This is a genomic window from Sphingomonas adhaesiva, from assembly GCF_036946305.1.
GTDB classification, from domain to species: domain Bacteria; phylum Pseudomonadota; class Alphaproteobacteria; order Sphingomonadales; family Sphingomonadaceae; genus Sphingomonas; species Sphingomonas adhaesiva_B.
On record NZ_JAQIJJ010000003.1, the window covers coordinates 325,599 to 347,981 of the forward strand.

Here is a 22,383-nt window from a genome sequence, read left to right on the forward strand (position 1 = left end):
GTCACGCGTTTGATCCAGAGCAAGCGGCGGTTCGCGGCAGGCATGCGACGACTTGGGTGTTGCAAGCCGGCGCGGACGCGCGCAACCCGGAGCGATGTCGATGTTCTGCGTATTGGGATGGCATAGCTGGCAGGCGCGCGACACCGCGCGGCCCGGCACCACGGTCTATCGCTGCCGCCATTGCGACCGACGGCTGGTGATGCACGGCGGGCGCAGCCGGCAGCTGCGGCGCTATTATCTGATCGCGGGGGGAATGGCCTGCGCGGTCGCGTGGTTCGCGATCATCAACCTGGGTCTCCATGGCCGTACCAAGGTGATCCATACCGCCAACCAGGCGGTGCAGACGATGGACAAGGCACGCAAGAAAGCGACGCGCACGCTGCACCGGGTGCAGGGTGACAGCGGCGCCTATGTCGAGGACAAGGAATAGCCGGTCCGCGTAGCCGTGCGACGCCGCGGACCGGCCGGTGTCCTGTGTCAGTCGCGCACCTGGAGCGCGTAGATCGCCTGGATGCGGCGCTGGCGATCGGCATTGGCGGCGCGCTGGCGCTCGCGCTGCGCCTCGTTGCGCGCCACCAGCGTCTGCAATTCGGTGACGCGCGCGGTATTGCCGCTGGCGCGCGCTTCCTTCAGCTGCGCCTGAAGGCGTTCCTGGCTGGCGTAGAATTCCTTCTCGCGCTCGGCCAGCCGCTGGTTCTCCGCCTTGGCCTCGTCGATCAGCCGCTGCTTTTCCGCGGCGGTCACGGTGCGCGTCTGCGCCGCGGCGGCCAGCGGCGCGGCCATCACGGTGGCGGCGAGCGACAGGGCAATGATACGCTTCATGACGAATACTCCCGTTGTTGCGGCGTCATGCCGGACGGAAGCAACAATGCCCGTGGGCACCCGCGCGTTGCATGAACGCGAAACAACATCTAGATGCCGCAGGTTCAGATTGGCGACAAAAGCAGGGATGTTGCAACTAGGGTAGCGACGCTGCCGCTTTGCAGCACTTTTGTCACAGCGATGTCATGTTCGTATTAGCTTCGTGCAATGTCTGTTGCACCTGCGCACGGGCCGTGCAGAAAAACCCCATCGGTCCCTCACTGGGGAAGTGTGGGTCCGTAGGGTCATATTGGGGGTTTTCCATGACAGGCACGTTTCGCCAGTATTTGCTGGCGTCCACTCTCTTTGCGGGCGTGATCGGCACGCCTGCCTTCGCGCAGGTCGCGGAGCCGGTACAGACGTCGCCGGACGCGCAGGCCGATGCCGCGCAGACGGACACCGGCGTTGACATCGTCGTCACCGGATCGCGCATCGCGCGGACCGATCTCGAACTGGCCAGCCCGGTCAACGTGATCGGCCAGCAGGAAATCCAGTTCCGCCAGCCGGGCACCGCCGACGATCTGCTGCGCAACCTGCCGGCGATCCGGCCGTCGATCGGCGCGGGCGTCAACAACGGCTCCGACGGTTCGTCGACGCTCAACCTGCGCGGCATCGGCGAGCAGCGCACGCTGGTCCTGCTCGATGGTCGCCGCCTGACGCCATATGGCCTCGACGGCCTGACCGACACCAACAACATCCCGGTCGCGCTGATCCAGCGCGTCGAGGTGCTGACCGGCGGTGCGTCGGCGACTTATGGCGCGGATGCCGTCGCGGGCGTCGTCAACTTCATCACCCGTCGCGACTTCTCCGGCGTCGATGCGACCACCAGCTATCGCATTTCCGAGCGCGGCGATGCGGCGCGCTTCAAGGCGGATCTGGTGCTCGGCGCGAACTTCGCCGACGGCCGCGGTAACGTGGTCATCAGCGGCGGCTACACCCAGGCCAAGCCGCTGCTGCACACCGCCCGCTCGATCGCGGCCTTCCCGGTCAGCTCGACCACCGGCCTGTTCCAGGGCGCGACGGCGGCCCAGGTGACGATCTTCGCCTCGCCGACCAACGCGGCGCTCGGCCTTCCGGCGAGCAGCTTCGGCGCGGTCGTGAACCCGACCACGGGGCTGCTCCAGGCGGCGACCGCGGCGGACACGTACAATACCAACAACGGCACCTACTTCCAGACGCCGCTGGACCGCATCAACGTCTATGCCGCGGGTCATTACGAGGTGACCGACGGTGTGGAATTCTACACTAGCGCGATGTTCACGCGGAACCGGATCGCGACGCAGCTCGCGCCGTCGGGCACGTTCAGCAACACCTACCAGCTCGCGCTGAACAACCCGTACCTGCCGGTCGGCGTCCGTAACCAGCTGTGCGCCGGTTTCGACACCAACACGACCGTGTCGGGCATCCAGCCGATCTCGCCCGCCAATTGCGCCGCCGCAGCGGCGGTGCAGGGCGGGCCGGGCACCGCGGGCTATATCGAGATCCCCGTGGTCGCGCAGCGCCGCTTCACCGAATATGGTCCGCGCGGCAACATCTTCGAATCGCAGATGTTCCAGCTTCAGGGCGGGTTCCGTGGTCAGATCGTCGAGGGCGTGAAGTACGACCTGTCGGCGCAATACGGCGAGACGACTCAGAACCAGACGCGTCTGAACTGGGGTTCGTACAGCAAGGTGCAGCAGTCGCTGCGCGCCTATCGCGACGCCAGCGGCAACATCCGTTGCGCGGACACCAGCAACAATTGCGTCCCGCTCAACCTGTTCGGCGCCAATGGCTCGATCACGCCGGAGCAGCTGGCGTTCATCGATCTGGACGCGATCATCAACCGCAAGGTGCGCCAGACGGTCATCACCGGCAACGTGTCGGCCGATCTGTTCACCTCGCCGCTCGCGTCCAGCAAGATCGCGGTCGCGGTCGGTGGCGAGTATCGCAAGATCTCCGCCAGCACGCAGCCCGATGGCCCGTCGCAGATCCAGGGCGAGGTGCTCGGCACCGGCGCGCGGACGCCGTCGGACGTGGGTGAGTACAGCGTCAAGGAAGTCTTCGGCGAGATCAACATCCCGCTGATCGAGGATCGTCCGTTCTTCCATCGCCTGTCGGCCGAGGCCGGCATCCGCTACTCCGACTATACCACGACGGGCGGCAGCACGACGTGGAAGGCGGGCGGCACCTGGGAGCCGTATGAGGGCTTCAAGTTCCGCGGCACCTACACGGTCGCGGTGCGCTCGCCCAACATCCAGGAGCTGTACCAGTCGCCGGTGCAGGGCCTGGGCAACCTGACGGTCGATCCGTGCCAGGGTTCGGGTCTGTCGAGCGGTCTTGCCGCGCTCTGCGTCGCCACTGGCGCGCCGGCCGGCACGATCGGATCGATCCCGTCGCCGACCTCCGGGCAGATCAACAACACCACGTCGGGCAACCGCGATCTGGATGTCGAGCGGGCGAAGACCTACACGCTGGGCGGCGTCATCTCGCCGCGCTTCCTGCCGGGCTTCTCGCTGACGGTCGATTACTTCAACATCCGGGTGCGCAACGCGATCACCCAGCCGGCGCAGTCGGACATCCTGAACGGCTGCTATTCGGCGACGCTGAACCCCAGCTTCACGTACAACGCCTTCTGCCAGCTGATCGGTCGCAACCCGCTGACCGGCAGCCTGAACGGTGCCGGCGAAACGCCGGGCGTGATCCTGACCTACTCGAACCTGGGCGTGATCGAAACCGCAGGCATCGACGTGGGCGTCACGCAGCGCGTTCCGCTGCAGGACGTGGGCGTCAACGATGCCGGTATCGTGACGATGGGCTTCAACGCCACGTGGCTGGACTATTACCACTTCCAGGCGACGCCGAACGCGATCAATCGTGATTGCACCGGCTATTACAGCGCCGGCGGGTGTCAGAACCCGCGTGCGGAGTGGCGCTGGAACGGTCGCCTGACCTATAGCCAGCCGACGTTCGACGTCTCGCTGCTTTGGAGCCATGTCAGCAGCGTGTCGCTGGAGCCGTTCCTCGCGACCCGTCTGACCGGCAACGTGCCGCAGCCGGGTGGTCCGAACCCGTCGACCATCCTGTCGGCGTTCCGTCGTATCCCGGCTTATGACTATTTCGATCTGGCGTTCCGCGTGATCCCGACCGAAAACGTCGAGGTGAGCCTGACGGTCGACAATCTGTTCGACAAGCAGCCGCCGCTCGTCGGCGCGGGCGTGGGTGGTACGTCGTACAACAGCGGCAACACCTTCCCGACGATCTACGATCCGATCGGCCGGTCGTTCACGATCGGTGCGCGTCTGAAGTTCTGATCGCGCGCATCAGGTGCCAGGGGAAGGGCGGTCGCGGCAACGCGGCCGCCCTTTTCCGTTGCGATCCGGCGCGGAGCCATGCGCCGACGCGCGACGCATGCGGCAACGGCGGCGCGCCCCGTGGGACGCCCGCCGATCGATTCAGTGATGATGAAGAATGGCAGGAGTGCACGGACTCGAACCGTGGGCCCTCGGTTTTGGAGACCGATGCTCTACCAACTGAGCTACACTCCTGTGTACCCGACCCCCTAGCTTCCCCGTCGCATCCGCGTCAAGCGGGTGGAATCAGGCCGCGCGGGTCGCGGTGCGCATCGCCAGCGTGCGGGCTTCCTCCACCGGCAGCGGGCGGCCGAAATAATGGCCCTGGACATGGGAGCAGCCGAGCGTGCGCACGGTGTGCAGCTCGTCGTCGGTCTCCACCCCTTCCGCGACCGTCGCCATCCCCAGGCTGCCGGCGAGCGCGACGACCGCGCGCACGATCGCGATCGCCTCGGCCGCGCCCTCGGACGCCTTGCACACGAAGCTGCGGTCGATCTTGATCGCGGAGAAGCGGGCAGTGCCCAGATAGCCGAGTGCCGACGGCCCGGTCCCGAAATCGTCGAGGCACAGTCCCACGCCCAGATGGCGCACCCCGTCGAGCACGCGCGCGGTGCCGGTGCCCTCGGTGCGATAGACGCTCTCGGTCACTTCCAGGTCGAGCCGCGCCGGCGCCAGCCCGCTGTTCGACAACGCGGAGGCGAGGACCGCGACGAATTGCGGATGGTGGAGCTGTTCGGCGGAGACGTTGATCGACAGCCGCAACGCCGCCGGCCAGCGCGCCGCCTCCGCACAGGCGGTGCGCACCACCCATTCGCCGATGGGCCCGATCAGCCGCGTCTCCTGCGCGATCGGGATGAACTTGGCGGGCGGGACGAGGCCCAGCGTGGGATGCTGCCAGCGCAACAGCGCCTCGAACCCGCACAGCGCGCCGGTCGCGGCCTCCACCACCGGCTGGTAATGGAGGTGCAGCTCGCCCTTCTCCAGCGCCTCGCGCAGCGCCAGTTCCAGCAGGCGGCGCTCCTCCGCCTGGGCATGCAGTTGCGGTTCGTATGCCTGCACCACGCCGCCGCCGCGATCCTTCGACCGGTACAGCGCGAGGTCGGCGGAGCGCACCAGCGCATCGGCGGTGCGCCCGTCGCGGGGCGAGGTGGCGATGCCGACCGACGCGCCGATATAGAGCATGTGCTCGTCCAGCTCATAGGGCTGCGACAGCGTGTGGATGATGGTGTGGGCGAGGCGCTCGGTCCGCACCGCCTGGTCGCCGTCGCGCACCACGACCGCGAATTCGTCGCCGCCCAGCCGCCCGACCAGCTCGTTCTCGCTCATCAGCGCGCCCAGCCGCTGCGACACCATCCCCAGCAGCCGGTCGCCCACGGGATGGCCGAGCGTGTCGTTGATCGCCTTGAAGCGGTCGAGGTCGATCATCATGAAGGTGCAGCGCGCCTTCCACTTCTCCGCCGCCGCCAGCGCCTCGGTCAGCGTCTCGGTGACGTGTTGGCGGTTGGGCAGCCCGGTCAGCGCGTCGAAGCGCGCCATGCGATGGATCCGGTCGGCCGAGGCGCGCTGTTCGGTGATGTCGGTGCCGACGCCGCGAAAGCCGCAGAAATGCCCGTCCGCATCGATGCGCGGCGAGGCGGTGAGCGTCCACCAGCGCTCCTGCCTCTGCACGACGATGGGCAGCGCGATGTCGCGGAATCCCTGCCGGTTCTTCATCCGCTCCGCCACCTGGCGCAGCCCGGAGGAGAAGGCGCCGCTGTCCCAGGCGGGGCCGGCGAGCAGCTGGAGGAAGGGCTGGCCGTCGATCGCGGCGGGATCGATCCCGCACGCCAGCGCGAACCGCGGCGAGGCACGGACGATGCGGCGCGCGGCGTCGGTCTCCCACAGCCAGCCCGCGCCGTCACTCGCGCCGTCGCCCGTGCCGTCCTCGGCGAACTCGCCCAGCAGCAGGCTGACGGTCGCGTCGCGGTCGCTGAGCGACAATGCGGCGGCGCGTACCTGCGCCAGCGTGCGGGCGCGGGTGATCGCGGCGACCGCCAGCAGCATGGCGAACAGCGTCGCGGCGGCGGCGGCGACATGGCCGTCGCGCAACGCCAGCGGCACGACCGTCGCGATCGTCACCGCACCCAGCAGCGACAAGGTGGAGAGCAGCAGCGGCGCCATCGCCATCGCCGCGCCGGTCATCAGCACCGCCAGCACGCCCCACAGGCCCAGCGTCGCGATCAGGTCGCCCGTATCGCCGAACAGCAACGGCGCCGCACTCCAGGCGAGCGCCAGCACCAGTCCTTCCCAGGCGGTGCCGCGCAGCTCCTCCACCGTGGCATAGCCATCGAGCCGCGCGGTGCCGCGCAGCCGGCGCACCGCGATGCCGACCGCGATTGCGGCGGTCGCACCGGCCCAGCCGCCGAGCAGCGGCAGCGGCACGAGGTGCGCGAACAACATGGTGACGATCGCGGCGCCGATCAGGTTGGCGGCGAGCAGGAACAGCGCGAACTGCCGCCCCGCGAAGATCAGCCCGGCGCGGATCCGCGCCCATGCCGCCGCATCCGGCCCGTCACGCAGGCCGAGAAGGGCGGCGGTGGGGATGGCGGGCAGCGAGGGCGAGGACGCATCGGGCACGTCCCGAGGCTACCACCCGCGGGCTTGTCCAACCGTTAAGGCGGACGGCGAAGGGCGTGTTAACCCTTCGGAGCGGCCAGCCGTCACGCGGTTGGTTGCGTCACGCCGGAGTGAACCTCGGCACATTCTGTTCCCCGGCGAAGGCCGGGGTCCAGTCGCGAGCGGTTTCCGTATTTCACGGGCCGACCGTCACTGGACCCCGGCCTCCGCCGGGGAACAGGGTGGTGCCATCGGATGATTCCGGATCGTCATTGCGAGCGGAGCGAAGCAATCCAGGGCAACGCGCGGAACACTGGATTGCGTCGCTTCACTCGCAATGACGGACCGATGTCGCCTCAACTGAATTGCGCCAACGTCATTGCCGTCGCCCCACCACCCCCGCGGTTCAGGCCGCCAGATCGTAGGGCTTGATCTCGCCCGCCAGATACAGGTTGCGCGCCTTGGCGCGGCTCAGCTTGCCGGAGCTGGTGCGCGGCAGCGTGCGCGGGGGGATCAGTTCGACGACGCAGTTCATGCCCGTCACCGACCGCACCCGGTCGCGGATCTCGTCGCGCAGGCGGACGCGCTCCGCCTCGTCGGAGCTGCGGCACTGCACCAGCACCGCCGGCGTCTCCTCGCCGCCCGGCGTGGTGATCGCGAAGGCGGCGATGTCGCCCGCCTTGAACCCGGGGAGCTGCTCGACCGCCCATTCGATATCCTGCGGCCAGTGGTTGCGGCCATTGATGATGATCATGTCCTTGGCGCGGCCGACGATGAAGATATAGCCGTCCGACATGTACCCCATGTCGCCGGTGTCGAGCCAGCCGTCGACCAGACAGGCGTCGGTGGACGCCTGATCGCGGAAATAGCCGACCATGACGCTCGGCCCGCGGCACCACACCTTGCCGATCGCGCCGTCGGGCAGCGGGGTGCCGTCCTCCTCGCGGACCTGGATCTCCATGTCGCGCACCGCCTTGCCGCAGTTCACGATCGCGCGATAGCGCTGCGGACGGTCCTCGCCATGCTGCCCGCCCGACAGCTCGGTCTCCTCGACCAGCTCGACGCGGATGCCCTCGCCCGGCGGCATCAGCGACACCGCCAGCGTCGCCTCGGCGAGGCCATAGGAGGGCAGGAAGGCGGTCGCCTGGAAGCCGGCATCGGCGAAGGCATCGACGAACGCCTGCATCACGTCGGGGCGGATCATGTCCGCGCCATTGCCCGCCACGCGCCAGCGCGACAGGTCGAAGCGGTCCGACGCCTTGGTCTGGCTGGAGATGCGGCGCGCGCAGATGTCATAGCCGAAGGTCGGCGAATAGCTGAGCGAGGTGCCCGGATTGCGGCTGATCAGGTCCAGCCACGACAGCGGGCGGCGCGCGAAATCCTCGGTCTTCAGATAATCGGTCGACACCTGGTTGGCGACCGGCGACAGGAAGCAGCCGACCAGCCCCATGTCGTGATACCACGGCAGCCACGAGACGCAGCGGTCGCTGTCCTGGATGCGCACGCCATGCGCATGCGCGGCCAGGTTGCTGAGCAAGGCGCGATGCGTGATCGCGACGCCGTGCGGGAAGCGCGTCGAGCCGCTGGAATATTGCAGGTAGCAGACGTCGTCGCCCGACGCCTGCGGCAGCGCCGCTTCGGGGGCGGGGCGGGTGGCGAGATCGGCCCAGTCGAGCCCGGTCACCCCGGCCGCCTCCGCCGCGGCGCCCGCCAGCGCGCCCAGCTCGGGCGGGTAGATCAGCATCGTCGGATCGCAGCTCGACAGCTGCACGCGCAACTGGTCGATATAGCTTTCACGCCCGCCGAACGAGGTCGGCAGCGGCAGCGGCACCGGCCAGGCGCCCGCCAGCACGGTGCCGAAGAACAAGGCGCCGAATTCCGCGCTCGTCTCCGCCACGATCGCGATCCGCTCGCCCGGCGTCACGCCCATCGCGATCAGCCGCAGCGCCATGGCGCGCGCATCGTCGCGCATCGTCGCAAAGGGATAGCCGCGCACCAGCGTGCCGCGCGCGTCGTGGAAGTTCAGCCCGCGCTGTCCGCGCGCGGCATAGTCCAGCGCCTCGCCCAGCGTCGCGAAGTCGGACAACCGGCGCGGCAGCGTGTCCGCGATCGGCGTCTGGACGGGGGCGTCCGCGGTGGCGATGAAGGCGGTATCGGTCGTCATTCTGTGTCCCTGTGGCGGCCGGTGCCGCGGTCGGGGCGGCGCATCCGCGCGCCCTCGCCGTGGCGAAACGTTAAAAATCCATTCCCAACATCCCGCTTCACTGTGGCACAAACATGGCGTGCGACCGCCACGCGCCCTTTCTCCGCTCGACCGGCCCGCGCTGGAGCGGCTGGCGCTGCGCTATGTCGAGCGGTTCGCGACCACGCGCGGCAAGCTCGCCGGCTATCTCGCGCGCAAGGTACGCGAGCGCGGCTGGGCCGATGCCCTGCCGGCGGACCCGGCGGAGGTCGCGGAGCGGATGGCGGCGCTGGGCTATGTCGACGATCGCGGGTTCGCCGACCAGAAGGGCGCGGCGCTGGCGCGGCGCGGCTATGGCGTGCGCCGCGTGGCGGACAGCCTGCGCGCCGCGGGCGTCGCCGCGGACGATGCCGCGGCCGCGCTGGAGCAGGCGCGCACCGACGCCTGGGACAGCGCGCTGCGGCTGGCACGGCGGCGGCGGATCGGTCCGTTCGCGACCCAGGCGACGCAGGATCCGAAGGTGCGCGAGCGGCATCTGGCCGCGCTGCTGCGCGCCGGCCACGACATGGCGACCGCACGGCGCATCGTTTCCGCGCCGCCGGGCAAAATTCCGTCCCCGGAATGACGTTTACCGTCTTGCCTTGTGACATGGTGCAGTGCACCCATGACGCCGTCTCTAACAGGGGGGACGGGAAGGCACACCGTGCGCGACGACGGCTCCGCACTCACCGGCGATCAGGGGGTTGACGCCGGCCCGACGCACGCTGCCGCCGACGAGGCGGCGGTGGCGGTGGCCGGCGTCCTCAAATGGTTCGACGCGACACGCGGCTTCGGCTTCATGGTGGCGGATGCGCGCGACGCGGCCGACGACCAGATGGGCGATGTCCTGATCCACTTCACGGTGCTCCAGGCGTTCGGGCGCCGCACGCTGCCCGAAGGCGCGCGGGTGGAGGGGCGCGCCATCCTGGGGCCGCGCGGATGGCAGGCGGTGGAGATCACCCGGATCGACACCGGCCCCGCCGCGGACGTGGTGCGCGACCGCGACCGCGAGCGGGTCGACCCCGCGCTGCTGGCCGATGGTGGCGATGGCGGCGCGTGGGAGGACGTGACCGTCAAATGGTTCAACCGGCTGAAGGGCTATGGCTTCCTGGTGGCGACGGCGCGGCCGGGCGACATCTTCGTCCATATGGAGACGCTGCGACGCGCCGGCATCGTCGAGGTGGAGCCGGACCAGCGGCTGCGCGCGCGCATCGTGCCGGGGCGCAAGGGGCCGCTGGCGGTGGGCGTGGGGCTGCCGGAATGAGGTGGCTTGCGGTCGCGCTGTTCGTGGTGCTGGCGGGCTGCCGCGGCGGCGCGGGCGCGCCGGACGCATCGGCCACCGCCCGCGCGACGATCCCGCTGACGATCGTGTCGGGGGGCAAGCGCCACGCCTTCGCGGTCGAGGTGGCGAAGACGCCCGAGGCGCAGCAGCGCGGCCTGATGTTCCGCACGACCATCCCCGCGGATGGCGGGATGCTGTTCGCGCCCTATCCCGCGGCCGGCGGCGGCGCGCAGGTCGCCAGCTTCTGGATGAAGAACACGCCCAGCGCGCTCGACATCATCTTCATCCGTTCCGACCGCACGATCGCCAACATCGAGGCGGATACCATCCCCTTTTCCGAAGCGCCGGTGTCCTCTTCCGAGCCGGTATCGGCGGTGCTGGAACTGCGCGGCGGCCGCGCGGCGGAACTGGGCATCGGCGAGGGCGACCGCGTCGAGTGGTAGATGCGGCCATCATGAGCACTGCATCGTCACCCCGGACTTGATCCGGGGTCCCGCTGTATTCCGACGTTGCAGAAAGAAGCGGGACCCCGGATCAAGTCCGGGGTGACGAACGGGAAGCGTCCGCGCAATCCGCCATTGAAGCCCGCGGCGCGGGCGGGTAAGCGGTCGGGCACGATGGGCATCAACCTCAACCCCTTCACCTGGTGGAACGGCGCCACCGTGGGCACGATCCTCTACGGGCTGCGCGGCAAGCGTCAGGTCGGCGAGGATTCGCTCGGCAACACCTATTGGATCGGCGGCCGCGACACCGCGGGCGAGCCGCGCCGCTGGGTGATCTACAGCGGCGCCAACGACGTCAGCCGCGTGCCCCCCGAATGGTACAGCTGGCTGCACCGCCAGATCGACGACGTGCCCGATCGGGCGATGCCCGCCCCGCGTGCGTGGCAGAAGCCGGCGGTGCCCAACATGACCGGCACCGCGCTCGCCTATCGCCCCTCCGGCGCGCTGGAGAAGGGCGGCGCGCGCGCCTCGGCGACCGGCGATTACGAGGCGTGGAACCCCGACGCATGAACCGCCCGCTCGCGGTCGGCGGGCTGATGGTGGTGGCATTGGCAGGCGCGGGCTTCGCGGCCACGAACCTGCTGGGGATACGGCTGACCGGCGGATCGCCGGCGAATACCCGCATGGTCAGCAAGGCGGTGCCCGACGCGGCGCGCGATGCCCCCGCGGCGGCGGATGCGGGACGCGACGTGGTACAGGTCGCGGGCGACGAGGCGCCGGTCGATGCGGGCGCCACCCCGATGGCGCAGCGCGTCGCGACGATCGGCCTGCTCAACAAGCGCAACGGCGTCAGCCGCGACGTGACGATGAAGCCGGGACAGGCGATGCGCGTCGGCGACGTCGTCATCCGCCTGCGCGCCTGCGAGCGCACCGCGCCGTGGGAGCCGGAGCAGCTGACCGGCGGCTTCGTCCAGCTCGACGTGCGCGGCATCGACGGGCACTGGCGGCGCGCCTTCTCCGGCTGGCTCTACAAGGAGCGGCCGGCGTACAATGTCGTGCTCCACCCGGTCTATGATGTCTGGGTCAGGGCCTGCACGATGACCTTCCCCGGCACCGCGCCATCGGCCCCTGCCGCGGCGTCGAGCGCGCGGAAGTCGGCCGCACCGGCCGCCACCGCGGCCGAGAGCGACGAGGCGCCCGCCGCCGACGAGCCGGTGGCGGAAAGCGCGGCGCCCAGCAACGCCATATAGTCGCTGCGGTCGATCTCGCATGCGCCCAGCGTGGCGAGGTGCTCCGTCATGAACTGGCAATCGAGCAGCGCGAACCCGCCGATGCGCAGCCGCGCCACCAGCGCGGCGATCGCGACCTTCGACGCATCGGTCGCGCGGCTGACCATGCTTTCGCCGAAGAAGGCGCGCCCCAGCGCCAGCCCATAGAGCCCGCCCACCAGCCGCTCGCCGTCCCAGCACTCGACCGAATGTGCGAGGCCCAGCGCGTGGAGCCGACGAAAAGCCTCCTCGATCGAGGCGTTGATCCATGTCTCCGGCCGGTTGTCGACCGATTCGGCGCACAGCGCGATGATGCGGTCGAACGCGCGGTCGACGGTGACGCGGAAGCGGTCCGCCGCGATCGTCTTCTTCAGCGAGCGCGACAGGTGGAATCCGTCGAGCGGCAGGATCGCGCGCCGCCGCGGCTCCACCCAATAGACGCTGTCGGCATCGCGGCTGTCCGCCATCGGGAAGACCCCGACCGCATAGGCACCGAGCAGCAGCGACGGGTCCAGCGGCTCCGCCACTATCCGGCCCCCATTATCCTGCGGCCCGCTCGATCTTGCGCCACAGGTGCGTGAACGCCGCCGTCACCGGGCTGCGCGGGGCCGCCACGCCCACCGGCAGGCGGCGGGCGGTGGCATTCTCGACCGCGCTTGCCATCGGGATCGCGGGCCAGTCGGGATGACGCTGCATCGCTTCGACATGCAATGCGCGGCGGCGATCGACCATCACATGGACGGGTAACATCGGTACCTGCCCGCCGAAATGCCGCTCCACGGTGGCGAAGGCGCGCTGCGACAGCGGGGAGGGGATGACGGGGACCACGATCAGGTCGGCGGCGCGCGCCACCTGGTCCGCGGTCTCGGTCAGCCCGGGCGGGCAGTCGAGGATGACATAGTCATGGTCGCCCAAGTCCGCCACCAGCTTCTGCAAGCGGCGCTTCTTGTCGATTTCGCGGAACAGGTGGTTGAGGTCGCGCAGCGAGGCGTCGGCAGGGAGCAGGTCGAGCCGCTCCACCTTGGTCGCGGTGATCATCCGCGCCGGCGCGACATCGCGCGAGAACAGCGCCTGCGCGCGGTCGTGCTGCCCGCCGTCGCCCAGGATCCAGCTCGACGCCGCCTGCGGATCGAGATCCCACAGCAAGGTGCGCCGCGCCGACAGCGTCGCCGCGCACCAGGCGAGGTTGACCGCCAGCGTCGACTTTCCGACGCCCCCCTTCAGGCTGTAGATCGCGACCGTCGTCATGCCGCGCGGATGGTACGGGCGCGGCCCGGGGGCGGCAAGCGCGTCACGCGATGGCGCGGCGTTCCTTCAGGAAATCCGCCATCGCCGCGCCCAGTTCGCGCTGCGCGCGGCGATAGGCGACCGGCTCGCGGATGCCCAGCCGCGCGCGCGCGGCCTCCATCGGCTCGTGCAGCAGCGTCAGATAATCCTCGCCCTGCAGCCACTTGGCGGCGCGGCCGTGGCGATAGCCCTCCCACACCGCATCGGCGAACAGCCTGTTCTTGGCGACGCGCAGGCTCTTGAGTGCGGCGGCGGTGGCGATCAGCGCCCAGCCGAGCCCGCCGACCTGCGCGAAGCTGAACGCGACCAGCGCCGCCTCGCCCATTGGTTCGTCCGCCTGATAGCCGGTCATGACGTGCCAGATGTCGTGCGTGTCGCGGATGCGCCGCCCCATCCAGGCATAGGGATGGTCGACCGCCTCGGGATCGCCCTCCAGCTTGCTCACCTCGACCAGTCCGTCGGCGGAATAGCCGGTCGTCTCCAGGAACTGGCGATAGGCCGCGCCGACCGTGCCCGGCGCGAACGACGCGACGAAGGCGGGGTCGGAGAAGCGCTGCGCCAGCTCGGCGCGCTCATAGGCGATGCGCCCGCCTTCCTCGGTCGCGATCAGCCGCGCGTAATTCTGCGGCGCATTGCCGACGTTGAGCGCGCGCATGATGCGGAACACCTGCTGCGTGTCGTCGCCGTTCGCCATGAGCTTGCCGACCGCATCGAACGCGGTCCGCCAATCGCGACGGCCGCTGGTGCCAGGAAAGGGAGGAAGCTGTGCCATGACTCGTGCTCCTACTGACAGATGTGTCAATAAGTGATGAAGGGGCGGGGAGTCAATGCTATCTCCATCACCCTCACCCTTCCGGCGCTTCGGGGCACCCATGAAAGTAATACTTTCATGGGACCCCTGCGCGCCTCCCTCCCTCTCCCACAGGGAGAGGGAGGGACCTGCTCGCCGCAGGCGCGTGGGAAGGGTGAGGGTGACGGCGGCGGATCAGAGCCGCACCATCTTCAACTGCGCCTCGCGATAGCGCGGTCCGGCGGTCTGCCCGCGCGGGGCGGCGGCATCCAGCCGCTCCAGATCCTCCGCGGTCAGCGTCAGTTCCGCCGCCTTCACGCTGTCCTCCATCGTCACCCGGCGCTTGGACCCGGGGATCGGCACGATCGCCTCGTCCTGCGCCAGCAGCCAGGCGAGCGCGACCTGCGCCGCGCTGGCGTCGTGCGCGGCGGCCACGTCCTTCACCACGGCGACCAGCGCCAGGTTCGCCTCGAAATTGCCGGGGGCATAGCGAGGATCGTTGCGGCGATAGTCGCCCTCCTCCATGTCCTCGGGCCGGGTGACCTGCCCGGTCAGGAAGCCGCGGCCGAGCGGGCTGTAGGGGACGAAGCCGACGCCCAGTTCGCGCGCGGTCGGCAGGATCTCCGCCTCCACGTCGCGCTCCCACAGCGAATATTCGGATTGCAGCGCGGCGATCGGATGGACCGCGCAGGCGCGCCGCAGCGTCGTGGCGGCGGCTTCCGACAGGCCGATATGACGGATCTTGCCCGCCTGCTTCAGCTCCGCCAGCGTGCCGATCACCTCCTCGATCGGTACGTCGGGATCGACGCGATGCTGATAATAGAGGTCGATCGTCTCGATGCCGAGCCGCTCCAGCGACCCGTCGCACGCGCGGCGGATGTTGTCCGGCGTGCTGTCGGGCACGAACGGCCCCTTGCTGCCGACCAGCCCGAACTTGGTGGCGATGACCAGGCGCTCACGCTTCCCCTTGATCGCGCGGCCGACGATGCGTTCGTTCTCCTCCGGGCCATAGACTTCGGCAGTGTCGAAGAAGGTGATGCCCAGCTCGATCGCGCGGTGGATCGTGGCGATCGATTCGTCCAGGTCGGGCGCGCCGTAGTTGAGGCGCCCCGCGGCCATCGGCATGCAGCCGATGCCCAGCGCGCTGACGGTCAGGCCGTCGCCCAGTTGGCGGGTCTTCATGGCAGATGTTCCTCCGGTTGGTCGTCGTCGTCGTCGCGGGCGGCGCCGCGGCCCAGCAGCGCGGTGGTGGCGAGGTCCATGGTGACGTTGCCGACGGTACGCACGATGTCGGGGATGGTTTCCACCGCCACCAGCAGGCCCAGCGGCGCGACCGGCGCGCCGATCGTGCCCGCGATCGGCGCGATCGCGCTGACATAGCTGACGGTGCCGGGCAGGCTGACCGAGCCGAGCGAGGTCAGCGTCGCGACGACGACGCCCAGCGCCAGCGTCGCCGGCGACAGATGCACCCCGAACCAGGTCGCGACATAGATCGCCACCGCCAGGTTCATCGCCGGCCCGGTGGCGCGGAAGATCGCGACCGCCAGCGGCAGCGTGACGCCCGCGACGCGCACCGGCACGCCCAGCGCGCGCGCGCCCTCCAGCATCGCGGGCAGCGAGGCGAGCGAGCTTTGCGTGCTGATCGCCACCGCCTGCGCCGGCAGCGCGGCGCGCACGAACGCGCCCGGGCGTACGCGGGCGGCGATCAGCGCCAGCGGATAGGCCATCGCCGCCACCGCGACGCCGACGGCGGACACGGTCAGGATATAATGGATCAGCGCGCCGAACGCGCCGCTGCCCGCGCGCGCGCCGACCACCAGCGCCAGCGCGAAAACCCCCGCCGGCGCCACCCACAGCACCCATTCGATGACCACCAGCATCGTGTCGCGCAGTGCGGTGAAGAAGCGCACCATCAGCGCGCGCTCCTCCGCCCCGATCCGCGCGATCGCAAAGGCGAAGACGAGCGTGAAGATGATCAGCGACAGGAAGGCGTCGGCGGCGGCCGCCTTGACGATGTTGGTCGGCACGATCCCGGCGAAGAACTCGCCCAGCGGGGCGACCGGCGGGATCGCCTCCGCCCCCGACAGCGCGGCGCGCAGCGCGGTGGCCGAGGCGGCGGGTAGCGGCGCGATCGACAGGAACAGCGGCGTCAGCACCGCCGCCAGCGTCGCGGAGAGGAACAGCAATGTGACGTAAAGCGCGATCGCACGCCCCGCCAGCCGCCCGGCGCGCGCCGCCTCCGCGGTGGCGGCGACCCCGGTGACGAGCAGCGACACGACCAGCGGCACGATCGTCATCTGCAACGCGTGCAGCCAGGCGGTGCCGATCGGCTCCGCCACCGCCGTCGCGCGGGCACCGCGCCCGGTGCGAGCGCGGCGAGCGCGATCCCAGCGCCCAGCCCGGCCACCAGCGAAAGGAGGATACGTGTCGCTTGTGTCATGTCCCGGTAGTCGCCCTTTCATCCGCGCTTCGCTATGCGATGCCCATCAAGCGGAGCGAACGGACGGCGACATGGCAAGGAAATATTTCGGCACCGACGGTATTCGCGGCCTGACCAACAGCGGCGCGATGACCGCGGAGATGGCGATGAAGGTGGGGATGGCGGCGGGCCGCCACTTCCTGCGCGGCGACCATCGCCACCGCGTCGTCATCGGCAAGGATACGCGGCTGTCGGGCTATATGATCGAATCGGCGTTGCAGGCCGGTTTCACCAGCGTCGGCATGGACGTGACGTTGGTCGGGCCGATGCCGACGCCCGCGGTGGCGATGCTGACCAAGTCGATGCGCGCCGACATGGGCGTGATGATCTCCGCCAGCCATAACCCTTATGCCGACAACGGCATCAAGCTGTTCGGCCCGGACGGTTACAAATTGTCGGACGAGGACGAACTGGCGATCGAGGCCGCGATCGACGGCGACGTGGCGCTCGCCAGCCCGGGCGAGATCGGGCGCGCCAAGCGGATCGACGATGCGCGCGGGCGCTATATCCATTTTGCCAAGTCGACCTTTCCGTCCGACCTCAGCCTCGATGGCGTGCGCGTGGTGGTCGATTGCGCCAACGGCGCCGCCTATCAGGTCGCGCCCGAGGCGCTGTGGGAGCTGGGCGCCGACGTGGTACAGATCGGCGTGTCGCCCAACGGCCTGAACATCAACGACAAGATCGGCTCCACCCACCCGCACGCGCTGTCGCAGAAGGTGGTCGAAGTGCGCGCCGACATCGGCATCGCGCTCGACGGCGATGCCGACCGGCTGATCGTGGTCGATGAAAAGGGGCAGGTGATCGACGGCGATCAGCTGATGGCGGCGATCGCCGGCGGCTGGGCGCGCGCGGGACGGTTGCAGGGCGGGGGGCTGGTCGCCACCGTCATGTCCAACCTGGGGCTGGAACGGCATCTGGCGGGGCACGGGCTGGAGCTGATCCGCACCGCGGTGGGCGACCGCCACGTGCTGGAGGCGATGCGCGCGCGCGGCTATAACGTCGGCGGCGAGCAGTCGGGACATATCATCCTGTCCGACTATGCGACCACCGGCGACGGGCTGGTCGCGGCGTTGCAGGTGCTCGCCGAGATCTGCCGCGCCGACGCCCCGGCCAGCCGCGTGCTCAACCGCTTCGAGCCGCTGCCGCAGTTGCTGAAGAACGTCCGCTTCGCCGGCGGCAAGCCGCTGGAGGCGGACGCGGTGAAGGCGGTGATCGCGCAGGCCGAGGCGGAATTGTCGGGCTCCGGCCGCCTCGTCATCCGCCCCTCGGGCACCGAACCGGTGATCCGCGTCATGGCCGAGGGCGACGACCCCCAGCAGGTCGAGCGCGTGGTCGACCGCATCTGCGACGCGGTGCGCAAGGCGGCGTGACATCACCGCCACCCCGGACGTGATCGGTGCTTATCCCTTTCGAATAAGGATTTTTCCTGCCTCCCTGGCGAAGGCCGGGGTCCAGTCGGGAAGGTCGTAGTGACGACGTACAGCGCTCGCCAACCCCTGTTCTCCCAACTGGACCCCGGCCTCCGCCGGGGAGGCGTACTTGTCCGAATGGGACGAATACCGACTGGATCCGGGGTCCCGCTTTTTTCCGTAACGTCGGCGAGGAAGCGGGACCCCGGCTCAAGGCCGGGGTGACGAATGCCGCACGGATTGTGACCGCTCCGTTGCCCGGCTATGGCCGGCGGATGCTGGACATGCGCCCCGATTGCGAACGCTGCGGCGTCGACCTGCCCGCCGACGAGGGCGGCGCGTTCATCTGTTCGTTCGAGTGCACCTTCTGCGCCGATTGCGCCGACGCGCTGGACGAGCGCTGCCCTAATTGCGGCGGCGAACTGCTCGACCGCCCGGCGCGGGTCGATGATGCGCTGAAGCGGCATCCGGCCTCCACCGTGCGGCGTTTCAAGGGATGACGCCCCGTGCGCTGCCCCGCGTCCTGATCGTCGCGGGATCGGATTCGGGCGGCGGCGCGGGCATCCAGGCGGATATCAAGACCGTCACGATGCTGGGCGGCCACGCCATGACCGCGATCACCGCGATCACCGCGCAGAACACGCTGGGAGTGCAGGCGGTCCATCCCGTGCCCGCCGACATGGTCGTGGCGCAGATGCGATCGGTGATCGACGACCTCGGCTTGGATGCGGTGAAGGTCGGCATGATCGGGTCGGCCGGCACCGCGCAGGCGGTGGCCGATGTGCTGGAGGGGCTCGATGTCCCCGTCGTGGTCGATCCGGTGATGGTCGCGACCTCCGGCTCGGTGCTGGCCGATGCCGAGACGGTGGCGGCGCTGGAGCGGCTGATCGCGCGCGCGACGCTGGTGACACCCAACCTGCCCGAATGCGACGCGCTCGGTGGCCTCGACGCGCTGCTGGCGCGCGCGCCGGCGGTGCTGGCGAAGGGCGGCCATGCCGAAGGTGCGACCGTGATCGACCGGCTGTTCGACGCATCCGGCGAGGTCGCGCGCTGGGAGAACCCGCGCATCGACACGCGCCACACCCATGGCACCGGCTGTACGCTCGCCAGCGCGATCGCGACCGGGCTGGGCGCCGGCATGGCGCTCCCCGCGACGATCGAACGGGCCATCGCGTTCGTCCGCGCCAGCCTTGAACGGGCACCCGGGCTGGGGCACGGCCATGGACCGATGGGACAGCAGGACGCGACGGGGTTCCGATGCCCGGACTGAAGCACGAACGGCTCTGCCTGCCCCCGGTCGCCGGGGTGGACGAGGCCGGGCGCGGGCCGCTCGCCGGGCCGGTGGTTGCCGCCGCGGTGGTGCTGCCCGCGAAAGGCGTGCCGCGCGGGATCGACGATTCGAAGCAACTCCCGGCGTCCGAGCGTGCGCGGCTGTGCGCGCGGTTGCGTGCCTGTGCCGTGGTCGGCATCGGCATCGTCGAGCCGGACGAGATCGACACGCTCAATATCCACTGGGCGACGATGAAGGCGATGACGCTGGCGGTGGACCAGCTGGCGCAGGCGCTGGGTGGCGCGCCCGGCCATGTGCTGGTCGACGGCAACCGCCTGCCGCGCTGGAACTATGCCGCGACCGCGATCGTCGGCGGCGACGCTGCCAGCCGCTCGATCGCCGCCGCCTCGATCGTCGCCAAGCACGTCCGCGACACGATCATGATCGAGGCGGCGCTGGCGCATCCGCATTATGCGTGGGAGCGCAACAAGGGTTATGGCAGCGCTGCGCATCTCAAGGCGCTGCGCGAGCATGGCCCGTCGCCGCTCCACCGCCGCAGCTTCGCGCCGGTGGCGCAGCTCCAGCTGTTTTGCGACGAACCGCGCGGGGCTGAGTCTTTCGCGCAACACGCTATCGGTTGAGTCCGGTGAATCGACGAGACTCAATATCTGGTCCTGTCCATGAAATGTTCCGCCTCCTCAACGGTTTTCCGGCGAGTCGCGTTAACCAACATTCGCTTGACGGAGTCCGGGATTTTCGCACTTTCGCCCCTCGAAACGGGGGAATGACATGGGGGTGATCGAGAAGATCGCGCGGGCGTCGCGCGGCACGGTGCTGCCGGCGGAGGGGGGGGAGGCCCCGCTGCCGCTGGCGCTCGACCGTATCATCGCGGGCGATTGCATCGCGACGATGAAGGCGCTGCCGGCGAAGTCGGTCGACATGATCTTCGCCGATCCGCCGTACAATCTGCAACTGGGCGGCGAGCTGTTCCGCCCCGACGGCAGCCATGTCGATGCGGTGACCGACGACTGGGACAAGTTCGATACGTTCGCGCAATATGACGCCTTCACGCGCGCCTGGCTGGCGGAGGCGCACCGCATCCTGAAGGACGACGGCACGATCTGGGTGATCGGCAGCTATCACAACATCTTTCGCGTCGGCGCGGCGGTGCAGGATCTGGGCTATTGGATCCTCAACGACATCGTGTGGCGCAAGGCCAATCCGATGCCGAACTTCCGCGGCACCCGCTTCACCAACGCGCACGAGACGCTGATCTGGGCGTCGAAGGGCGAGAAGGCGAAATATACCTTCAACTATCGCAGCATGAAGACGCTGAACGACGAGATCCAGATGCGGTCCGACTGGGAGTTCCCGATCTGCGGCGGGGGCGAGCGGCTGAAGAAGGGCGGGGTGAAGGTCCATCCGACGCAGAAGCCGGAGGCGTTGCTGTACCGTATCCTGCTGGCCTGCACGAAGCCGGGCGACGTGGTGCTCGACCCGTTCTTCGGCACCGGCACGACGGGCGCGGTGGCGAAGCGGCTGGGGCGGCGCTGGATCGGGATCGAGCGCGAGGCGGATTATATCGAGGCCGCGCAGGAGCGCATCGCCGCGGCGCTGCCGCTCGACGAATCCGCGCTGTCGACGATGCAAAGCCCGCGTGCGCAGCCCAAGGTGGCGTTCGGGGTGCTGGTGGAGAACGGCTATCTGACGCCGGGCGACGTGCTGGTCGACGCCAGGCGCCGCTTCCGCGCGATGGTGCGCGCGGACGGGTCGCTGGCATCGCCCTGCGGCGCGAGCGGATCGATCCACAAGCTGGGCGCGACGGTGCAGGGGGCGCCGGCATGCAACGGCTGGACCTTCTGGCACCATGAGGCGGACGGCACGCTGAAGCCGATCGACACGCTGCGCCAGACCTATTTGCTCGCGACGCAGCCATAGCCCCACGACTTAGCCCCTCCCTTTCAAGGGAGGGGTTGGGGTGGGTCGAGGCCTGATGGTACGGCGCCGCACTCGCGCGCGGCACCGTATCGCGAGCACGCCACCCACCCCCGGCCCCTCCCTTGAAAGGGAGGGGAGAAAGTACCGCCATGCACCTGCGCCCGATCCATTTCGCCGACGCACCGTTCGCCTATTCGGACGGGCAGGTCGCGCGCCTTGCCGGCGGGATGCAGTGGTTCGCCGCCTATGAGGTGACCGAGGCGGGCACGCGCCGCATCGTCCCCGTCGCCGACATCGCTACGCTGGGCGAGCGTGCCGCGACCCTCCACGCGCGCATCACCGCGCCGCGCGCGCCCTGGGCGCTGGGCGGGCGCACCTTGCGCTTCGACCAGCCCGCGGTCGCGGGCATCCTCAACGTCACCCCCGACAGCTTCTCCGACGGCGGCGCGCATGTCGACGACGCGGCGGGCGCCGCCGCCGCCGGGATGGCGATGGCGGCGGTCGGCGCGGCGGTGATCGACGTCGGTGCCGAATCGACCCGCCCCGGCGCGGCGCTGGTGTGGGAGGAGGACGAGGCGCGCCGCGCCGTTCCCGTGGTCGAGCGGCTGGCGCGCGCCGGGGCGCTCGTCTCGATCGACACGCGCAAGGCGCCGGTGATGGAGGCCGCGCTCGCCGCGGGGGCGGGGATCGTCAACGACGTCTCCGCTTTGCTGTGGGACGAGCGCGCGCTCGACGTGGTCGTGCGCAGCGGCGCGCCGGTCGTGCTGATGCACTCGCCCGATCCCAAGGCGGGCGGGCACGGCCGTCCGACCTATCGCGATGTCGCGATCGAGGTGTTCGACTGGCTGGAGGCGCGCGTCGATGCGGTGGTCGCGGCCGGGGTCGATCGCGCGCGCATCATGGTCGATCCCGGTATCGGCTTCGGCAAGTCGCTGGCGGACAATCTGGCGCTGGTCAACGCATTGCCGATGCTCCACGGGCTGGGCTGCCCGATCATGCTGGGCGCCAGCCGCAAGCGGATGATCGGCGCGCTGGACAATGAGGCGCCGGTGGACGCCCGGCTGGGCGGGTCGGTCGCGCTGGCAGTGGCCGGGGCGCAGGCGGGCGTCCAACTGCTGCGTGTCCACGACGTCGCCGCCACGGTGCAGGCACTGCGCGTATGGCGCGGACTGCGCGATCGCGCGCTCACCCTGTAGCCGGACACACTTCAA

The 22,383-nt window shown here is 69.8% G+C and carries 20 protein-coding genes, 1 tRNA gene and 1 pseudogene; 13 read left to right on the top strand and 9 right to left on the bottom strand.

What is annotated here, in order from left to right:
• The first annotated feature begins 94 nt into the window (after positions 1-94).
• Positions 95-430, top strand: a complete 336-nt coding sequence (locus PGN14_RS05005) for a hypothetical protein (protein WP_335298328.1) — start codon at positions 95-97, stop codon at positions 428-430.
• 47 nt (positions 431-477) lie between these two features.
• On the opposite strand, the gene PGN14_RS05010 is transcribed toward PGN14_RS05005, so the two are convergent.
• Positions 478-822 carry a hypothetical protein gene (locus PGN14_RS05010; RefSeq protein ID WP_335298329.1) on the bottom strand — a complete coding sequence of 115 codons (345 nt, stop codon included), beginning with the start codon at positions 820-822 and terminating at the stop codon, positions 478-480.
• A gap of 302 nt (positions 823-1,124) precedes the next feature.
• Here PGN14_RS05010 and PGN14_RS05015 point away from each other — a divergent pair, with 302 nt between their 5' ends.
• A complete protein-coding gene (locus PGN14_RS05015; RefSeq protein ID WP_335298330.1) occupies positions 1,125-4,151 on the top strand; it encodes a TonB-dependent receptor plug domain-containing protein in 3,027 nt (1,008 codons plus the stop codon).
• A 158-nt stretch (positions 4,152-4,309) separates the two neighbouring features.
• On the opposite strand, the gene PGN14_RS05020 is transcribed toward PGN14_RS05015, so the two are convergent.
• The 3 genes from PGN14_RS05020 to PGN14_RS05030 all read right to left on the bottom strand — a co-directional run bounded on the left by PGN14_RS05020 (position 4,310) and on the right by PGN14_RS05030 (position 8,949).
• A tRNA-Trp gene (locus PGN14_RS05020) sits at positions 4,310-4,385 on the bottom strand.
• A gap of 51 nt (positions 4,386-4,436) precedes the next feature.
• Positions 4,437-6,806: a putative bifunctional diguanylate cyclase/phosphodiesterase gene (locus PGN14_RS05025; RefSeq protein WP_335298331.1), complete on the bottom strand. Its 2,370-nt coding sequence runs from the start codon at positions 6,804-6,806 to the stop codon at positions 4,437-4,439.
• Between the two features lie 385 nt (positions 6,807-7,191).
• The gene (locus PGN14_RS05030) at positions 7,192-8,949 is read right to left on the bottom strand and encodes a fatty acyl-AMP ligase (protein ID WP_335298332.1); all 1,758 of its coding nucleotides are present in this window, start codon (positions 8,947-8,949) and stop codon (positions 7,192-7,194) included.
• A 118-nt stretch (positions 8,950-9,067) separates the two neighbouring features.
• Between PGN14_RS05030 and PGN14_RS05035 the strand changes: the two genes are divergently transcribed.
• From PGN14_RS05035 to PGN14_RS05055, 5 genes and pseudogenes are all read left to right on the top strand, one after another.
• Positions 9,068-9,592 carry a RecX family transcriptional regulator gene (locus tag PGN14_RS05035; protein ID WP_335298333.1) on the top strand — a complete coding sequence of 175 codons (525 nt, stop codon included), beginning with the start codon at positions 9,068-9,070 and terminating at the stop codon, positions 9,590-9,592.
• Positions 9,593-9,670: 78 nt separating this feature from the next.
• Positions 9,671-10,270 carry a cold shock domain-containing protein gene (locus tag PGN14_RS05040; protein ID WP_335298334.1) on the top strand — a complete coding sequence of 200 codons (600 nt, stop codon included), beginning with the start codon at positions 9,671-9,673 and terminating at the stop codon, positions 10,268-10,270.
• Positions 10,267-10,731: a DUF192 domain-containing protein gene (locus PGN14_RS05045; RefSeq protein WP_335298335.1), complete on the top strand. Its 465-nt coding sequence runs from the start codon at positions 10,267-10,269 to the stop codon at positions 10,729-10,731. The genes PGN14_RS05040 and PGN14_RS05045 overlap by 4 nt, the downstream gene beginning before the upstream one ends.
• Before the next feature lie 174 nt (positions 10,732-10,905).
• Positions 10,906-11,301: an NADH:ubiquinone oxidoreductase subunit NDUFA12 gene (locus PGN14_RS05050; RefSeq protein WP_335298336.1), complete on the top strand. Its 396-nt coding sequence runs from the start codon at positions 10,906-10,908 to the stop codon at positions 11,299-11,301.
• Positions 11,302-11,597: 296 nt separating this feature from the next.
• Positions 11,598-11,765 (top strand): annotated as a pseudogene (locus PGN14_RS05055) (DUF2155 domain-containing protein); the annotation flags it as partial.
• Positions 11,766-11,800: 35 nt separating this feature from the next.
• Here PGN14_RS05055 and aat read toward each other — a convergent pair.
• From aat to PGN14_RS05080, 5 genes are all read right to left on the bottom strand, one after another.
• Positions 11,801-12,466: a leucyl/phenylalanyl-tRNA--protein transferase gene (aat, locus tag PGN14_RS05060; RefSeq protein ID WP_443019467.1), complete on the bottom strand. Its 666-nt coding sequence runs from the start codon at positions 12,464-12,466 to the stop codon at positions 11,801-11,803.
• A gap of 73 nt (positions 12,467-12,539) precedes the next feature.
• Positions 12,540-13,247 carry a ParA family protein gene (locus tag PGN14_RS05065; RefSeq protein ID WP_335298338.1) on the bottom strand — a complete coding sequence of 236 codons (708 nt, stop codon included), beginning with the start codon at positions 13,245-13,247 and terminating at the stop codon, positions 12,540-12,542.
• Between the two features lie 43 nt (positions 13,248-13,290).
• A complete protein-coding gene (locus PGN14_RS05070; protein ID WP_335298339.1) occupies positions 13,291-14,058 on the bottom strand; it encodes a Coq4 family protein in 768 nt (255 codons plus the stop codon).
• 213 nt (positions 14,059-14,271) lie between these two features.
• Positions 14,272-15,258: an aldo/keto reductase gene (locus PGN14_RS05075; protein WP_335298340.1), complete on the bottom strand. Its 987-nt coding sequence runs from the start codon at positions 15,256-15,258 to the stop codon at positions 14,272-14,274.
• A complete protein-coding gene (locus PGN14_RS05080; protein WP_335298341.1) occupies positions 15,255-16,415 on the bottom strand; it encodes a dicarboxylate/amino acid:cation symporter in 1,161 nt (386 codons plus the stop codon). The genes PGN14_RS05075 and PGN14_RS05080 overlap by 4 nt, the downstream gene beginning before the upstream one ends.
• Positions 16,416-16,587: 172 nt before the next feature.
• Between PGN14_RS05080 and glmM the strand changes: the two genes are divergently transcribed.
• From glmM to folP, 6 genes are all read left to right on the top strand, one after another.
• Positions 16,588-17,925 (top strand): phosphoglucosamine mutase, encoded by a 1,338-nt coding sequence (gene glmM / locus PGN14_RS05085; protein WP_335298342.1) that lies wholly within the window; start codon positions 16,588-16,590, stop codon positions 17,923-17,925.
• A 314-nt stretch (positions 17,926-18,239) separates the two neighbouring features.
• Positions 18,240-18,464 carry a DUF1272 domain-containing protein gene (locus tag PGN14_RS05090; RefSeq protein ID WP_335298583.1) on the top strand — a complete coding sequence of 75 codons (225 nt, stop codon included), beginning with the start codon at positions 18,240-18,242 and terminating at the stop codon, positions 18,462-18,464.
• Positions 18,461-19,234, top strand: coding sequence for a bifunctional hydroxymethylpyrimidine kinase/phosphomethylpyrimidine kinase (gene thiD, locus PGN14_RS05095; RefSeq protein WP_335298343.1), 774 nt, complete (start codon positions 18,461-18,463; stop codon positions 19,232-19,234). The genes PGN14_RS05090 and thiD overlap by 4 nt, the downstream gene beginning before the upstream one ends.
• Positions 19,222-19,875, top strand: a complete 654-nt coding sequence (locus tag PGN14_RS05100) for a ribonuclease HII (protein WP_335298344.1) — start codon at positions 19,222-19,224, stop codon at positions 19,873-19,875. The genes thiD and PGN14_RS05100 overlap by 13 nt, the downstream gene beginning before the upstream one ends.
• Positions 19,876-20,023: 148 nt before the next feature.
• A complete protein-coding gene (locus PGN14_RS05105; protein ID WP_335298345.1) occupies positions 20,024-21,172 on the top strand; it encodes a site-specific DNA-methyltransferase in 1,149 nt (382 codons plus the stop codon).
• Positions 21,173-21,321: 149 nt separating this feature from the next.
• Positions 21,322-22,368, top strand: coding sequence for a dihydropteroate synthase (folP, locus tag PGN14_RS05110; RefSeq protein ID WP_335298346.1), 1,047 nt, complete (start codon positions 21,322-21,324; stop codon positions 22,366-22,368).
• The last annotated feature ends 15 nt before the right edge of the window (positions 22,369-22,383 follow it).

Excerpts from the sequence above, each read along its gene's own strand:
- PGN14_RS05005 (WP_335298328.1), top strand. The coding sequence starts at position 95 with ATGTCGATGTTCTGCGTATTGGGATGGCATAGCTGGCAGGCGCGCGAC.
- PGN14_RS05010 (WP_335298329.1), bottom strand. The coding sequence starts at position 822 with ATGAAGCGTATCATTGCCCTGTCGCTCGCCGCCACCGTGATGGCCGCG.
- PGN14_RS05015 (WP_335298330.1), top strand. The coding sequence starts at position 1,125 with ATGACAGGCACGTTTCGCCAGTATTTGCTGGCGTCCACTCTCTTTGCG.
- PGN14_RS05030 (WP_335298332.1), bottom strand. The coding sequence starts at position 8,949 with ATGACGACCGATACCGCCTTCATCGCCACCGCGGACGCCCCCGTCCAG.
- PGN14_RS05045 (WP_335298335.1), top strand. The coding sequence starts at position 10,267 with ATGAGGTGGCTTGCGGTCGCGCTGTTCGTGGTGCTGGCGGGCTGCCGC.
- PGN14_RS05050 (WP_335298336.1), top strand. The coding sequence starts at position 10,906 with ATGGGCATCAACCTCAACCCCTTCACCTGGTGGAACGGCGCCACCGTG.
- aat (WP_443019467.1), bottom strand. The coding sequence starts at position 12,466 with ATGGCGGACAGCCGCGATGCCGACAGCGTCTATTGGGTGGAGCCGCGG.
- PGN14_RS05065 (WP_335298338.1), bottom strand. The coding sequence starts at position 13,247 with ATGACGACGGTCGCGATCTACAGCCTGAAGGGGGGCGTCGGAAAGTCG.
- PGN14_RS05070 (WP_335298339.1), bottom strand. The coding sequence starts at position 14,058 with ATGGCACAGCTTCCTCCCTTTCCTGGCACCAGCGGCCGTCGCGATTGG.
- PGN14_RS05075 (WP_335298340.1), bottom strand. The coding sequence starts at position 15,258 with ATGAAGACCCGCCAACTGGGCGACGGCCTGACCGTCAGCGCGCTGGGC.
- glmM (WP_335298342.1), top strand. The coding sequence starts at position 16,588 with ATGGCAAGGAAATATTTCGGCACCGACGGTATTCGCGGCCTGACCAAC.
- PGN14_RS05090 (WP_335298583.1), top strand. The coding sequence starts at position 18,240 with ATGCTGGACATGCGCCCCGATTGCGAACGCTGCGGCGTCGACCTGCCC.
- thiD (WP_335298343.1), top strand. The coding sequence starts at position 18,461 with ATGACGCCCCGTGCGCTGCCCCGCGTCCTGATCGTCGCGGGATCGGAT.
- PGN14_RS05100 (WP_335298344.1), top strand. The coding sequence starts at position 19,222 with ATGCCCGGACTGAAGCACGAACGGCTCTGCCTGCCCCCGGTCGCCGGG.
- PGN14_RS05105 (WP_335298345.1), top strand. The coding sequence starts at position 20,024 with ATGGGGGTGATCGAGAAGATCGCGCGGGCGTCGCGCGGCACGGTGCTG.
- folP (WP_335298346.1), top strand. The coding sequence starts at position 21,322 with ATGCACCTGCGCCCGATCCATTTCGCCGACGCACCGTTCGCCTATTCG.